This is a genomic window from Pseudomonas sp. XP1 (genome assembly GCF_053557675.1).
In genome coordinates, this window is sequence record NZ_JBNRIJ010000003.1 from 76,303 (window position 1) to 91,235 (window position 14,933).

Below are 14,933 nucleotides of genomic sequence, written 5' to 3' on the forward strand. Positions count from 1 at the left end.
CTGGTTTTACTGGGCTCAGAAGGTGTATTTGGCGTTGAACGACAGGTAGTCGCGGTCCGCCAGCAGGCGGCCCTGGGCGACGTCCGGGGAGCTCAGGTAGGCCACGTAGGTCAGGCCGACCTGGAAGTTGCCCAGGTACTTGAAGTCGCCGCCGACGGTCAGGCGCTTCTCGGCACGGCCCAGGCCCTGGTAGGCGCTGCCGTCGACGTTCTGCTGCCAGACCACGCGGGTGGTCAGGTCCAGGCCGTCGGCAATCGACGGGTAGTCCATGTAGGCGCCTACGCCCAGCAGGGTCGAGCCACGGCTCTGGGTCTTGGACTGGAAGTCGTCGAAGCGGCCATCGACGCCTGCACCGCCCCCGGTGATGACCAGGGTGTCGACGCCCTCGATGTACTGGTGCACCACTTCACCCATGAAGGTGGTCTGCTGGGCCAGCCAGCTCGGGCCGAGGATGTACGAGGCGTTGAGGTTGCCTTGCCAGATCTGCCCGGTGGTCGGTGCGCCATTGTTCAGGTACACCGAGGCGCCGTTGCGGTAGCTCAGGTCACCGGCGTACTGCACAGAATCGCCGACCTTGGAGCTGAAGCTCACCCCGGTCAGCTCGACATCCTCGAAGTAGCCCAGGCGGTAGGCCGGCGCCGCGCCGGTGTTGGCGCGTGCGCTGATGCGCGAGTTCGACGAGTACTGGGTCTGCCCGGTGAAGTCGAAGTACAGCGAGCCGACCCGCTCGTGGTAGCGGTAGTGGAACAGCCCCAGCTCGGTGTTCTCGGTGACCCGGTAGCGCACGCCCATGCCCCACTGGCCGCCGTCACGCGGCTTGACCTCGCCGGCATAGTTGACGCCGGTGAAACGCTTGTCCGGCAGGCTGTCGATGACCCCGGTATTGAGCCGGAAGAATTCCGCGCCCGGGCCGAAGTAGTCGCTGCCAAAGTAGTCGCCCACCGGGTTGAGCTGAGTCTTCTCCCACTCGTACTGGTAGAAGCCGACCAGCGCCAGGTCTTCGTTCAACGACCACGAGGCCGACACCTGGCCCACCGGCAGGTAGGCGTCCTTGGCCTCGGTGCCCGGCACGTTGAACTTGGTCGCGTCCACCGGTGCCTGGCCTTGGCTGATGTTGGCCCAGAACAGGCTCTCGCCCCAGGCCACCAGGTGGCGACCGGCCTTGAGCGACAGGTACTGGATTTCGCCCAGCGTGTAATTGCCGTACACGTAGGCATCGAGCAGGCGCGCCTTGCTGCCGCTCAGGCGACGGGTATCTTCGACGAAGCCGTCGGGGCGGCCGACCTTGTTCACCGTCAGCGGTGAGTCGTTGGCGTTGCGCTCGTGGTAGACATCGTCGTAGAAGTGGCTGCCACGGACCACGGCGCCGACATTGTCATGGCGCAGGCGCAGTTCGCCGAACAGGCTGAGACGGTTGGTGATCAGCGAACCGCGCTTGAAGTTACGCGTGCCGTCGTCATTGTTGATGTCGTTGAGGTATTGGTTGGCCTGCTTGGCGGTACGCATCGACGCCGTGTAGTTGACCGTGAGCGACGAGTCCAAGGTGGTGTCCTCGCCCAGCTCCAGGGTCGGCCCGGCATTCGCACTTGCGCTGGCCAGGCCGATGGCCACGGCCAGCCAGCAGCGCCGGGCCAGGCCCGTATTCGCGGTAGACATGCTGTTCTCCTTTGTTGTTATTGTTTTTCTCCGTGGGCGGAACATTCAGGCCTGGGCCACGGCATGCCTGAGGTCGTTCTTGGCGACCTTGTTCGACGGGTTCAGCGGCAACGCCGTGAAAAACCGCACCTGGCGCGGCACCTTGTAGTTGGCCATGCGCTCGCGGCTCCAGCCGATCAGCGCCTGCTCATCGAGCTGTTGCCCCTCGCGCAGCACCACGCAGGCGCAACCCACCTCCCCCATGCGTGCATCGGCAATGCCGATCACCGCCACCTGGGCAATGGCCGGGTGGGCCAGCAGTGCCGCTTCGATTTCCGCCGGGTAGCAGTTGAAGCCGCCGACGATGTACATATCCTTGAGGCGGTCGGTGATGGCCAGGTTGCCTTGCGGGTCCAGGCGCCCGACATCGCCGGTGTGCAACCAGCCTTCGGCGTCGATCGCCTCAGCGGTGGCGGCCGGGTCCTGGAAGTAGCCCTGCATGACGTGGAAGCCGCGCAGGCAGATTTCCCCGGTTTCACCCTCGGCCACGGCCCGGTTGGCGGCATCGCGGATGCTCACTTCGGTGCCCGGCAACGGCCGCCCGCTGGTGCTGGCAATCACCTCGGCCGGCGCCTTTGGGTCGCACAGGGTGGCCAGGCCACCGCATTCGGTCAGGCCATAGGCGGTGGTCACCACGCTGAAGCCCAGCTCGCTGCGCATGCGTTCGATCAGGCTGGGCGGGATGCTCGCCGAGCCGGTCACGGCAACGCGCAGGCTGGACAAGTCGGTTTCAGCCAGGCGCGGGTGGGCCAGCAGCGACAAGTACAGGGTCGGCGCGCCGGGTAGCACGCTGATGCGCTCGCGGGCGATGCGCTGGAACACTGCCTCGGCATCGAACACCGCGTGCGGCAGAATGGTCGCCCCGGCGATCAGGCAGGTCAGCCAGCCGGCCTTGTAGCCAAAGGCATGGAAGAACGGGTTGACGATCAGGTAACGGTCGCCCGGCACCAGCCCCAGGACCCGCACATACTCGGCAAAAGCCCGCAGGTTCTGGCCATGGGCGCTCATCACGCCCTTGGGCTTGCCGGTGGTACCCGAGGTGAACAGCAGGTCGCAGATCGCCTCCGGCTGGATGCTCAGGGCGCGGCGCCTGGCTGTCAGCCGCTCGATGGTCGCGGCGCCGAGCAGAAAGCGCTCATGGCTCAGGTCCTGGGCGACGGCGGCCTGGTCGCAGGCGAAGATCACCTGGTGCTCCAGGGTCGCTGGGCGATGGGGTGCGAGCAGCGCCGGGTAGTCGACGTCGAGGAAGCGCTGTTGCACGAACAGCACCCGGCAGCCACTACGGGCCAGCACATCGGCGGCTTCGGCACCTTTCATGCGGGTGTTGACCGGTACCAGTACCGCGCCGGCGCAGTGGATGCCCAGCGCGGCAAGGATCCACTCGCGGCTGTTGGGCGCCCACAGGCCGACCCGGTCGCCCGGCTGGATGCCCAGCGCCATTAGCCCGCGGGTCACCTGCAACACCTGCTCTGGCAGGTCGGCGTAATCCAGGCATTCGCCATGCTCCTCGATGGCGACATGGCCGGCAAAGCGTTGCGCGCTGTCGAACAGAAGGCGGGCGATGGTGGCCGGCGCAGCGGCCGGCTCGTGGGTGGTAGCGGAGTTCGGGTTCATGCAAGGCTCACTCATCGGCATCACTCGGGAAAGCGGATACGCAGCACCGGGCTGGTGGGCACGGCCTGGCACGCCAGGATCCAGCCTTCGGCCAGCTCGTCGGCATCCAGGGCGTCGTTGTGCAGTAGCTCGACCGCGCCGCTCTCCAGGGTGCACATGCACGAGGCGCAACCGCCCACGCGGCAGGCGCTGGGCGGGTCGAGGCCGGCGCGCTGCATGGCATCGAGCAGGGTCTCGCCGCTGGCGCAGTCCAGGGCGTGGTCCTCGCCGTCCAGGCGCACCGCCAGCTTCGCGGCCATCGCCGCCTCGCTGTGGCTGGCCTGGGGCAGCTCGCCTTCGCCCGGCAGCGAAACGAAACGCTCCACCTGCACGCGGGCGCTGGGCATGCCGAGGCTGGCCAGGGCTTGTACGGCGGCATCCATGAACGGCCCCGGGCCACAGATGAACGCCTGGGCATCGACCATCGGCCGGGCCAGCTCGGCCAGTTGCGCCACGGCCGGCACGCCCTGCACCGAGTCCAGCCAGTGCACCACCTGCAGGCGCTGCGGGTGAACCGCCGCGAGAAAGCGCAACTCGTCGCGGAAGATCACCGACTGTTCGTCGCGGTTGGCATAGATCAGCAGGATGCGCCCCTGCCCGGCCAGCAACGCCGAGCGCAGGATCGACAGCACCGGCGTGACGCCGCTGCCGCCTCCAAACAGCAGCAGGTCGCCTTGCAGGTCGCGGGGCACAAACACCCCGGCCGGCGGCAGCACCTGCAGGGTCTGGCCTTCCTGCAGCTCTTCGCACAACCAGTTCGAGGCGCGCCCGTCACGCACCCGCTTCACGGTCACCCGCAGCGGCTCGTCGAGCAGCGGCGTGCTCGACAGCGAATAGCAGCGTGGCAGCCAGCCACCTTCATAAGGCACGCGCAGGGTCAGGAACTGGCCGGGTTTGTAGTGAAAACGCTCGGCCAGCGACGCGGGCACATCGAACACCAGCGACCGGGCATCGGCGGTTTCCTCGATCACCCGCGCCACACGCAAGGCAAGATAGTCATTCATGGTTCAGGTACTCGCTGTCACCTGGCTCAGACGAACGGGTCCGGGTTGGGCAGGCCCAGCTGCACCGCGCCGAAGCTGCGCCCGTAGGCCATGAAGTTGTTTGCGATGTGCCCGCGCGCCTGGTGCAGGTCGCGGAACAGCCGCGCCACCGGGTTGCTGTTGTAAAGGCCCGACGCTGCCATGCTGCGCAACAAGTCGCTGATGCGTTCGGCACAGATGTTGGTCACGTAGGAGGACTGGTAGCGGTACAGCAGGCGCGTTTCGGTGTCCGGGTACTCGCCGGCGCGGGCCAGTTGCATCAGGTGCTCGTAGTTGCGTTCGAGCACAAGCTTCAGGCTGTCGACGGTGATCACTGCCTCGGCCACCGCCGTTTGCGCGACCGGGTCATCGGCGGTGCGCGCACCGTGCTTGCCGATATGCCGGGCGGCGTTTTCGCGGAAGGTATTGATCGCCCCTTGCAGGGCGCCGATAGCCGAGGTCGAGACCGCACGGGAGAACACCTGGGCGAACGGGATCGCGTAGATCGGGTTGGTGTTCACCAGGCGCCCCGGGGTCGCCTCGATCTGCCAGTTGTTGGTGCGCTGCACGCGATGGGCCGGAACGAAGGCATCCTCCACCACGATGTCGTGGCTGCCGGTGCCGCGCAGGCCGAGCACATCCCAGTTGGGCTCGATGCGGTAGTCGGCGCGCGGCAGCAGAAAGGTGCCGTGCTCGCTGGCAAAGTCACCATCGGCCGGCAGGATGCCGCCAAGCAGCACCCACTGGCAGTGCTCGCTGCCACTGGAGAAACCCCACCGCCCACTGATGCGGTAGCCGCCCGGCACCACGCTGACCTTGGCTGCCGGCATGTAGGTCGAGGAAATCAACGCACCGTGGTCCTGCTCCCAGACCTCGCGCTGCGCCTCGACCGGGTAGCGCGCCACCTGCCACGGGTGCACGCCCATCACGCCATAGACCCAAGCGGTCGACATGCAGCCTTCACCAAGGGTCATCTGGATCTCGAAGAAGGTTCGCGGGTCCACTTCATAGCCGCCAAAGGCGCGCGGTTGCAGGGCGCGCAGCAGGCCGGCCGACTGCAGTTCGGCAATGGTCTGGTCGGGGATGCGCAGGTCGCGCTCGGCCTGCGCCGCACGTTCCTTGAGCTGCGGCACCATGCGCCGCGCCCGTTCGATCAGTTCGACTTCTTCCTGGGTCTTTTCTCGCAAGCTGTACATCACTGGTCTCTCCCGGTCTCGCTGCGCCACTGCGCGAGCTGGGATCGATCATCGGTGTGGCCAGGCAATCGATCATCGTCAAAGCGGACTAGTGCCGGCGCGCCCTGGGCGCTAGTCCGTTGAGACGATGCCGGTGGCCGCCGGCGTGACCATAGTCGGTGCCATCGACAGCCCTGATGAGGAGAGACCGTCATGAGCATCCTGCAGCGATTCCGCCTCGATGGCGGCGTGGCAATCGTCACCGGCAGCGGCCGGGGCATCGGCCGTGCCATTGCCCTGGCCTATGCCGAAGCCGGTGCCGATGTGGTGTGCGCTGCCCGTTCGTTGGACGATGTCCAGGCGGTGGCCGAGGAAGTGCGTGCGCTGGGCCGCAACGGCCTGGCCTTCGCCTGCGATGTCAACGACGCCGAGCAGCGCCAGGCGTTGGTGCGCCAGAGCCACGAGCACCTCGGGCGCATCACCCACCTGGTCAACAATGTCGGTGGCGGTGGCCCCAACGACCCGCTGGGCCTGAGCCCGGAGCAGTTCGACGAGATCCTGCGCTTCAACGTGTCCAGCGCCTACGCGTTCTGCCAGCTGTGCGTGCCTCTGATGCGCGACGCGGGTGGCGGCAACATCGTCAACATCAGCTCCGTGGCAGCGCGCTACTCCCAGCGCCACTTCAGCGCCTACGGCACGGCCAAGGCGGCGCTCAGCCACCTGACCCGCCTGCTGGCCCAGGACTTCGCGCCGCAGGTGCGGGTCAACGCGGTGGCGCCTGGCCCTACCCTCACCGCCGCGCTGAACAGCGTGATGCCGGCCGCCATGCGCCAGGCCATGGAGGCCAACACCCCGCTCAAGTGCCTGGGCAGCCCCGAAGACATCGCCGCCGCCGCACTGTACCTGGCCTCGCCGGCTTCGGCCTGGGTCACCGGCAAGATCATCGATGTCGACGGCGGTGCCGACTCCAGCGTCTGGGTTGGCTGACACACCGCTTCCTCAGCCGGCCTCCCCTTTGCTCGGGCCGGCTTTTTTTATTCCCGAAAGCAGCTGCCCCTTGAAACGCTGCCCCTTGAAATGAAATGAGAGCCCAGCCATGGATGCCCATCTGATCACCGCGCTCGGCGACGAGCTGTTCGCTGCCCTGCGTGGCCGCCATACCCTGCAACCGCTGACCAGCCGCTACCCTGACCTGACCCTCGACCAGGCCTACCGCATTTCGCTGGCCTTCCTGCAGCGCCGCGAGGCCTTGGGCGAGCGGGTGGTCGGCAAGAAGATCGGCGTGACCAGCCGCGCCGTGCAGGAAATGCTCGACGTGCACCAGCCGGATTTCGGCTTTCTCACCGACGCCATGCAGGTCGCGGACGGCGGCGATGTCAGCCTGGCCCGGCACCAGTTGATCCAGCCGCGTGCCGAAGGCGAGATCGCTTTCATCCTCGGCGAAGACCTGCACGGCCCCGGCATCTCCGCCGAGGACGTGCTCGCCGCGACCCAGTCGGTGATGCCGTGCTTCGAGATCGTCGACTCGCGCATCGACAACTGGCAGATCCGCATTCAGGACACTGTGGCCGACAACGCCTCGTGCGGCGTGTTCGCCCTCGGCACGCAACGCCTCGACCCGCGCACGCTGGACCTGGCCAAGGTGCAGATGCAGCTGCTGAAGAATGGCCAGCCGGCCGGCGGCGGCCTGGGTTCGGCGGTACAAGGCCACCCCTGCGCGGCGGTGGCCTGGCTTGCCAACACCCTGGGCGAACTGGGCATCCCGTTCCGCCGTGGCGAAATCATTCTTTCCGGCGCCCTGGCGCCACTGGTACCGGTGGCCGCCGGCGACCGTATCAGCCTGAGCATGAGCGGGTTGGGCCAGTCCAGCCTGCGCTTCGTGCCCTGACCTTTGCGTGGAGCGTTTAAAATGAAGAAAATCCGATGTGCGTTGATCGGGCCGGGCAACATCGGCACCGACCTGCTGTACAAACTCAAGCGCAGCGAGGTGCTGGAGCCGGTCTGGATGGTCGGCATCGATGCCAGCTCCGAAGGCCTTGCACGGGCCCGCGAGCTGGGCCTGAAAACCACCGCCGACGGCGTCGACGGCCTGTTGCCGCACGTGCTGGAAGACAACATCCAGATCGCCTTTGACGCCACCTCGGCCTACGTGCATGCGCAGAACAGCCAGAAGCTCAACGCGCTCGGCGTGCTGATGATCGACCTCACGCCGGCGGCCATCGGACCCTACTGCGTGCCGCCGGTCAACCTCAAGGCCAATCTCGGGCTGGGGGTGATGAACGTCAACATGGTCACCTGCGGTGGCCAGGCGACCATCCCGCTGGTCGCGGCGGTGACCAGCGTGCAGCCGGTGGCATATGCCGAGATCATCGCCACCGCCGCGTCTAAATCGGTGGGCCCGGGTACGCGCAAGAACATCGACGAATTCACCCGCACCACCGCCAGTGCCGTGGAACAGGTCGGCGGCGCCCGTCAAGGCAAGGCGATCATCATCATCAACCCGGCCGAGCCGCCGCTGATCATGCGTGACACCGTGCACTGCCTGACCGACGACGAGCCGGACCAGCCAGCGATCCGCGCCGCGATCGAGGCCATGATCGAACAGGTGCAGCGCTACGTGCCGGGCTACCGGCTGGTCAACGGCCCGGTGTTCGACGGCAAGCGCGTATCGATCTTCATGGAGGTGGAGGGCCTGGGTGACTACCTGCCGCGCTATGCCGGCAACCTCGACATCATGACGGCGGCAGCGGCGCGTACCGCCGAGCTGTACGCCGAAGAAATCCTCAAGGGCGAGCTGACGCTGCGCCCTGCCCCCACTGCCCTGGCCTAAGGAGCCGACCATGGACCTCAACGGCAAACGCATTACCGTACATGACATGTGCCTGCGCGACGGCATGCACCCCAAGCGCCACCAGATCAGCCTCGATGAAATGCAGCGCATCGCCTGCGGCCTGGATGCCGCCGGCGTGCCGCTGATCGAAGTCACCCACGGCGATGGCCTGGGCGGCAGCTCGGTCAACTACGGCTTCCCAGCGCACAGTGACGAGGCCTACCTGTCGGCGGTGATTCCGCTGATGAAGCAGGCCAAGGTCTCGGCGTTGCTGCTGCCAGGCATCGGCACGGTCGAGCACCTGAAGATGGCCCACGGCCTGGGCGTGAGTACCTTGCGGGTGGCCACCCACTGTACCGAGGCCGATGTCAGCGAACAGCACATCGCCCACGCCCGCCACCTGGGCATGGACACCGTGGGCTTCCTGATGATGGCGCACATGAACAGCCCCGAAGGCCTGGCTACCCAGGGCAAGTTGATGGAAAGCTACGGCGCCAACTGTATCTACCTGACCGATTCGGCGGGCTACCTGCTGCCGCACCAGGTCAGCGAGCGGGTGGCGGCGATGCGTGCCGCGCTGCGCCCGGAGACCGAGATTGGCTTCCATGGCCATCACAACCTGTCGATGGGCGTGGCCAACTCGATTGCCGCGATCGCCGCGGGCGCCAACCGTATCGACGCGGCCTGCGCGGGGTTGGGTGCCGGTGCCGGCAACACGCCGATGGAGGTGCTGGTGGCGGTGTGCAAGCGCATGGGGATCGAGACCGGGGTGGATGTGTTCGCCATTCAGGACGTGGCCGAGGACCTGGTGGTACCGATCATGGACTTCCCCATCCGCAGTGACCGCGATGCACTGACCATGGGTTATGCCGGGGTGTATGGCTCGTTCCTGCTGTTTGCCAAGCGTGCAGAGCAGAAGTATGGCGTGTCGGCGCGAGAGATCCTGGTGGAAATGGGCCGGCGCGGGATGGTTGGCGGCCAGGAAGACATGATTGAAGATACGGCGATGACCCTGGCCAAGCGCCGAGCCTGAGGCTAAGCGGAGTATGGCACCGGCGAAGCCGGTGCCAGCCTCAGCGCCAATCGGCGACGATCCCGTGCTCCAGCGCCAAGGCCTGCGCCGCCAGGGTCCGCCTTTGGTACTGCGGAGCCTGCGGGTCAGTGGCCAGCCACAACATCACCGCCGCCGGCACTTCGGGTGGAGCGCTACCTGCGCGCAGGGCAATCACCCCCTTCTCGCCGATGGTCACCTTCAGCGCCTCGGTGGTCACCACACCTGGGTTCAGGGTATAGGCACGAATCCCCTGCTCGCCCAGTTCGGTCGACAGAATGCCCGACAGCCGCGACACCGCCGCCTTGCCGGCGCCATAGGCATAACCCCAGCCGCCCTTGTCCGCCGCCACCGGTGGATCGCTCTCGCCGGCGCCTGAGGTGACGTTGATCACCACCCCTCCGCCCTGCCCGAGCATCCGCTGCACCACCGCCTGGGTCAACAGCAAGGGCGTGAGGATATAGCCCTTGAACATCCGTTCCAGGGTGTCCGGCTGCAGCGCCAGGAAAGTCGAGTTGAGGTCATTGCCCTGGTAGATGGCATTGTTCACCAGCACATCGATACGCCCGTATTCGGACAGCACGGCCGCACAGGCCTGCTCGGCCGTGGCACTGTCGAGCAGGTCCATCGGCACCACCAGGGCGCGTGCGCCCAGCGCCCGGATTGCCTCGGCAGTACCATTGAGGCTGCCGGACAGCGGTGCCCCCGCTGCATCGCGCAGGGCGTGCTGATGTTGCTCGCCCTCCTCCAGCGTGCGTGCGCTGATCGCCACATCGTAACCGGCACGGGCAAACGCCAGCGCCGCCGAACGGCCGATGCCACGGCTGGCACCGGTAATGAAGGCCACTTTGTTCATGGGTGATCCTTGTCAGAAACGCGGCGCACGCACCATCGCGTCCATACCGCCGTCGATGAATACCACGCTGCCATGGACGAACCGCGCCTGCTCGGACTGCAGGAACGTCACCAGCGCAGCGATCTCTTCCGGGCGCCCGGCACGCCCCAGCGGCGCGACGAACTCGCGCACCGCCTTGCCGAAACGCGCATCCTCCAGCGACGCCTGATGCAACGGGGTCTGCACCGCGCCGGGCGCCACCACGTTCAGGCGCATGCCACGCTGGCCCCAGCCCGATGCCAGGCTTCGTGCATGGTGGGTGATGGCATATTTGGAACAGGCGTAGGCCAGATGGGGCTGGCCAAGGTCATTGGCCAGGTCCAGCGCCCGTGTTTCGTCGCCTTCAAGCATGGCGCCGGTCATCGGCTGCTGCTCGGCGCCAGGCTGGGTGGCGGCCACCGAGCCGATCACCAGCGCAGCCGGGTTGCGACCGCGAGCCAGGGCACCTTGCAGGCCTTCGAGCAACTGGCTCACGCCAAAGTAGTTGACCGCCAGGATCAACCCGCAGGACGGCGCGGTCACGCCGACCCCGGCGCAACAGACCAGGCCGTCAAGCACCCCGCCGCTGCGTTCGAGCACCCCGGCAATCGCCGCCGCGCGCCCTTGCTCGGTAGAAAGGTCGGCCACCACCTCGGCATCGGCACGGTCGATACCGATGACTTCATTACCCGCCGCACGCAACGCCGCGGCGACGGCGGCACCAATACCCGAGGCACTGCCGCTGATAGCTGTAACAGACATGATCGATCTCCAGGATAGGTCGGTACAGTATCGGCAGAAGGCCAGCGCGCCAGCATCGTCCTTGCGGACTACGGCTGGCGCCCTGGATGCGCCTCAGGCGCGGCGCGCCACGGCCAGCTGCGGCAGCGGCACCTTGAGGCGCTCGGGTGCCTTCAGCGCTACCTTGGGCTTGCCAAGGGCGACCACGCTGTTGAGCAGGATGCGCACCAGCTCGGTCTGCCGACGCACCCCGGTCTTGGAGAAGATCGAGCGCAAGTGCGCCCGCGCGGTATTGCGGCGGATGTTCAGTTCCTCGGCAGCCTCCTCCAGCGACAGGCCGTTGGCCAGTTCCATGGCCAGCGCGGTTTCGGCGCGGGTCAGGTTGAAGAGTTGCTTGGTTACCACCTCGCTGGCCAGCGACTTGCTGGCCGCATCACGGATGTACACCAGCGCCGCCGGCTTGCCGCGTTCATCGGCCCAGTCCAGCGAGGGGATCGACTCGACCACAAGGCCCAGATTGACCAGGCCCGAGGGGCGGGTCACCGACATCGCTTCGGCGCCCTTGGGCGCATCCGGGGAAAATGCGGCGCGAATCAGCCGCTGCAGTTCGCGGTTGTCGCTGGGGTAGGTCGCCTCCAACCGCCCGCCCACCAGCTTCAGGCCGTCGGCGCTGGCGAGAATCTCCTGGGCCACCGGGTTGACCCGCAGCACGCTGCCGCTCTCGTCCAGCACCAGGGTGGCCACCGACAGGCGGCTGATGGCCTGGGAATAGAGCTCGCTGAGCGATTCGCTGCGGTCGAGCAGGTTGTGCACCTGCAGGGCCCGGCGCAGGTGCGGCAGGAACATCCCGCACAGGGCGCGCTCATCGGCAGAGAAGTTCGGTTCACGCCTGGATCGGGTGATGCGAAAGCGCAGCTTGCCGCCGTCGGGCGTGGAAATGTCGGCGCCCATCACGTGGTATACATCCTGCTGGCTGCAGAACATCTTGAAATAGGCGCTGCGCTCCCACTCGGCCGGGGTCATGACGTCGTCGACCGTGAACACATGGTCCGGTGGCTGGTTGGTGAAGGGCGTGTTGGTTTGCGGGTAGGTCATGTAGCTGACGTCCCCGGCACCTTCGATGTCGCCGGAAATGATCATCACGCCCATGTCCGGCTGGTCCGGCACACGCAGGATCAAGGTTGCGTAGTTGGCGGCATACAGAGTGCGGAAGCTGGTCAGCGCACGGGCCATCAGCTTGGGGTCGAGGGCGCCTTCATAGACTTCACCGACCAGGCGATCGAAGGTTGCCAGGTCGCAGCCGAGTCCGGCCAGCGCATCATGGGTCAAGACAGCTTTTTCCACAGTCTTCTCCTCGCTCGGGCAGGCATTGGCCTCCCCTTCTTATTTTTATTTGGCGATGTGGCCGCGGCACAGTCTCGCTGGCCGCCCTGGCGCCGACAATAGGGCGCCAGGGTTTATTTTTTATTACCGGATGTCTCCTGCGCTTTCGCCCACCAGCACCGGCCTGGTTGCCGCCTGCCGGGCGACCAACGGTCGCCCGCGGTTGAACCAGGCCGCCAGCGCGGGGAGGAGGAAGATCGCCCCCAGCACGTTGACCAGGAACATGAACGACAGCAGCACGCCCATGTCGGCCTGGAACTTCAACGGTGCGAACCCCCAGGTACACACGCCGATCGACATGGTCAGGGCGGTGAACACCGCCGCGGTGCCGCGCTGGCACATGGCCAGGTAGAACGCCTCGCGCAGGTCCGCGCCGGCGGCCATCTCATGCTGGATGCGCTCGTACAGGTAGATGCCATAGTCCACGCCGACCCCGACACCCAGGGCCATCACCGGCAAGGTGGCGACTTTGAGGCCGATACCGAGCATCGCCATCAGCGCGTTGCACAGGATGGCCACGATGGCCAGGGGCACGAGGATGCACAGCACTGCCCGCAGCGAGAAGAAGGTCAGCCAGCAGAACAGCGTTACCGAGCCGAACAGCGCCGCCAGCATGGTCACTTCTGCACGTTTGACCGCCTCGTTGGAGGCCGCCATGACCCCGACGTTGCCACCGGCCAGCAGGAAGTCGACCTTCGGCGTGCGCACATCGGCGATGATCCGCCGCGCTTCACCGATGGCGTGGCTGATCGTGGCGCCTTCGTGGTCGGCAAGAAACACCAGGATCTGCATCTGCTGGCAGCCTTCGGTGACCAGCCCGTCGTCCGGCATGTAGGCCCGCGCCCCCTGGCTCAGGCCGCGTGCCGAACCCGGGATGGCCGCCCAGCGCGGGTTGCCTTCGTTGTTGCCGGCGATCACCCGCTTGCCCATGCCGGCCACGCTCTGCACCGACTGCACGCCACTGACCGCACGCATGCGGAAGTCGAAGGCCTCGACCGCGCGCATCACTTCTGGCGACAGGCAGCCTTCCTCCACGCCCTTGACCTCGACGAACACGGACAGCACATCGAGGCCGATCGAGTAACTGCCGATGATCCGCGCATTGTCCTGGTTGTAGCGCGAGTCACCGCGCAGCTCTGGTGCCCCGGCGCCGATATCGCCCACTGCCAGCTCGCGAGCCTTCCAGACACCGCCCACCAGCAGGGCCAGGCTCACGGCGAACACCACCAGCGCCGGGCCCGGCTCGGCCAGCGCCGACAGCCGCCACCACAAACGATGGCGGCCGGCCTCGCTGGCCTGGGCCTTCTGCAGCGTGGCAGGCTCCAAGCGCAGCCAGGACAGGATGATCGGCAACATCAGCTTGTTGGTAATGATCATCAGCATCACCCCGATACAGGCGGTGACCCCCAGTTCATGCACGATGGGGATGTCGATCAGCATGATCACGGCAAACCCCAGGGCGTTCATCAGCAAGGCCAGCGAACCGGGGATGAAGATCTTGCAGAACGCCGATTGCGCCGCCTGCCGGGCACTGGCCCCTGCCACCACATCCTGCTTCCAGGCATTGGTCATCTGCACGGCATGGGACACGCCGATGGAGAAGATCAGGAACGGCACCAGGATCGACATCGGGTCGATGCCCAGCCCCAGCAGCGGCAACAGGCCCAGCAGCCACACCACCGGCAGCAGCGCCACCACCAGTGCGACCAAGGTCAGGCGCCAGGAACGGGCATACAGCCACAGCAGCAGCGCGGTGATGGCGAAGGCAATGACGAAAAAACCGATCACGGTGTTCAGGCCTTCGACCACATCGCCGACCAGCTTGGCAAAACCGACCACGCTGATTTCGATGTCGTCGCTGGCGTATTTCTGGCGCAAGGCCTCGAGCCGTCTGGCGACTTCGACATAGTCGACCGCCTTTCCGGTCCGCGGGTCGATGTCCTGCAGGTCGGCACGCACCATCGCCGACTTCAGGTCGTTGGCGATCAGCCGGCCGATCTGCCCGGAGGCTGCGGCGTTGCTGCGTACCTGGGCGAGGTCGACGGCGCTGCCACTGAAGCGTGGCGGCACCACCACATCGCCGTAGAAGCCTTCTTCGGTGATCTCGATGTAGCGCACGTTGGCAGTGAACAGCGAGGTGACGCTGGCCCGGTTGACCCCGGAAATGAAGAACACGTCATCGGTGACCTTGCGCAGGGTGTCGAGGAATTGCGCGTTGTACAGGTCGCCCTCGCCTTTCCAGCGCACGCTGACGAGCAAACGGTTGGCACCGGTGAAGTACTGGCTGAAACGCAGGAAATTGACCATGTAGTCATGTCGTACCGGGATCTGCTTGTTGAACCCCGGGTCCAGCTGGGTATGGGTTGCGCTGTAGCCCAGGCCCAGGGTCAACAGCACGAACAGCAACAGCAGGCCTTTGCGCCCGTTCATCAACGCCTGGGCCGTGGCCTCGACACAGCGCGCGGTTCGGGAGTCAGCTCTTTTCATGGTTTGCCTCTCATTCGGCCAG

Annotated in this window: 12 protein-coding genes; 4 read left to right on the top strand and 8 right to left on the bottom strand. The window is 66.4% G+C overall.

What is annotated here, in order from left to right:
• Positions 1-15 precede the first annotated feature (15 nt).
• Genes ACK1U9_RS04240 through ACK1U9_RS04255 form a run of 4 tightly spaced genes read right to left on the bottom strand, consistent with a single transcriptional unit; the run spans position 16 to position 5,566 of the window.
• The gene (locus ACK1U9_RS04240; protein WP_153670886.1) at positions 16-1,656 is read right to left on the bottom strand and encodes a DUF1302 domain-containing protein; all 1,641 of its coding nucleotides are present in this window, start codon (positions 1,654-1,656) and stop codon (positions 16-18) included.
• Between the two features lie 45 nt (positions 1,657-1,701).
• Positions 1,702-3,309: a FadD3 family acyl-CoA ligase gene (locus ACK1U9_RS04245; RefSeq protein ID WP_108481192.1), complete on the bottom strand. Its 1,608-nt coding sequence runs from the start codon at positions 3,307-3,309 to the stop codon at positions 1,702-1,704.
• A gap of 20 nt (positions 3,310-3,329) precedes the next feature.
• Positions 3,330-4,352, bottom strand: coding sequence for a ferredoxin--NADP reductase (locus tag ACK1U9_RS04250; protein ID WP_108481193.1), 1,023 nt, complete (start codon positions 4,350-4,352; stop codon positions 3,330-3,332).
• A 26-nt stretch (positions 4,353-4,378) separates the two neighbouring features.
• Positions 4,379-5,566: an acyl-CoA dehydrogenase family protein gene (locus tag ACK1U9_RS04255; protein ID WP_108481194.1), complete on the bottom strand. Its 1,188-nt coding sequence runs from the start codon at positions 5,564-5,566 to the stop codon at positions 4,379-4,381.
• 192 nt (positions 5,567-5,758) lie between these two features.
• Here ACK1U9_RS04255 and ACK1U9_RS04260 point away from each other — a divergent pair, with 192 nt between their 5' ends.
• The 4 genes from ACK1U9_RS04260 to dmpG all read left to right on the top strand — a co-directional run bounded on the left by ACK1U9_RS04260 (position 5,759) and on the right by dmpG (position 9,408).
• The gene (locus ACK1U9_RS04260; protein ID WP_085677279.1) at positions 5,759-6,532 is read left to right on the top strand and encodes a glucose 1-dehydrogenase; all 774 of its coding nucleotides are present in this window, start codon (positions 5,759-5,761) and stop codon (positions 6,530-6,532) included.
• Between the two features lie 109 nt (positions 6,533-6,641).
• Complete coding sequence (locus ACK1U9_RS04265) at positions 6,642-7,433, top strand: fumarylacetoacetate hydrolase family protein (protein WP_108481195.1); 792 nt, start codon at positions 6,642-6,644, stop codon at positions 7,431-7,433.
• A gap of 21 nt (positions 7,434-7,454) precedes the next feature.
• Entirely contained in the window at positions 7,455-8,375 is a 921-nt protein-coding gene (locus ACK1U9_RS04270) for an acetaldehyde dehydrogenase (acetylating) (protein WP_108481196.1), read from the top strand.
• 10 nt (positions 8,376-8,385) lie between these two features.
• Positions 8,386-9,408 (top strand): 4-hydroxy-2-oxovalerate aldolase, encoded by a 1,023-nt coding sequence (dmpG, locus tag ACK1U9_RS04275; protein ID WP_108481197.1) that lies wholly within the window; start codon positions 8,386-8,388, stop codon positions 9,406-9,408.
• 40 nt (positions 9,409-9,448) lie between these two features.
• Here the strand turns inward: dmpG and ACK1U9_RS04280 are convergent, their stop codons facing one another.
• From ACK1U9_RS04280 to ACK1U9_RS04295, 4 genes are all read right to left on the bottom strand, one after another.
• Complete coding sequence (locus ACK1U9_RS04280) at positions 9,449-10,282, bottom strand: SDR family NAD(P)-dependent oxidoreductase (RefSeq protein ID WP_449109722.1); 834 nt, start codon at positions 10,280-10,282, stop codon at positions 9,449-9,451.
• A 12-nt stretch (positions 10,283-10,294) separates the two neighbouring features.
• The gene (locus ACK1U9_RS04285; protein ID WP_108481199.1) at positions 10,295-11,062 is read right to left on the bottom strand and encodes an SDR family oxidoreductase; all 768 of its coding nucleotides are present in this window, start codon (positions 11,060-11,062) and stop codon (positions 10,295-10,297) included.
• Positions 11,063-11,155: 93 nt separating this feature from the next.
• Entirely contained in the window at positions 11,156-12,385 is a 1,230-nt protein-coding gene (locus tag ACK1U9_RS04290; protein ID WP_108481200.1) for a helix-turn-helix transcriptional regulator, read from the bottom strand.
• Positions 12,386-12,508: 123 nt separating this feature from the next.
• Entirely contained in the window at positions 12,509-14,911 is a 2,403-nt protein-coding gene (locus ACK1U9_RS04295) for an efflux RND transporter permease subunit (protein ID WP_108481201.1), read from the bottom strand.
• Between the last annotated feature and the right edge of the window lie 22 nt (positions 14,912-14,933).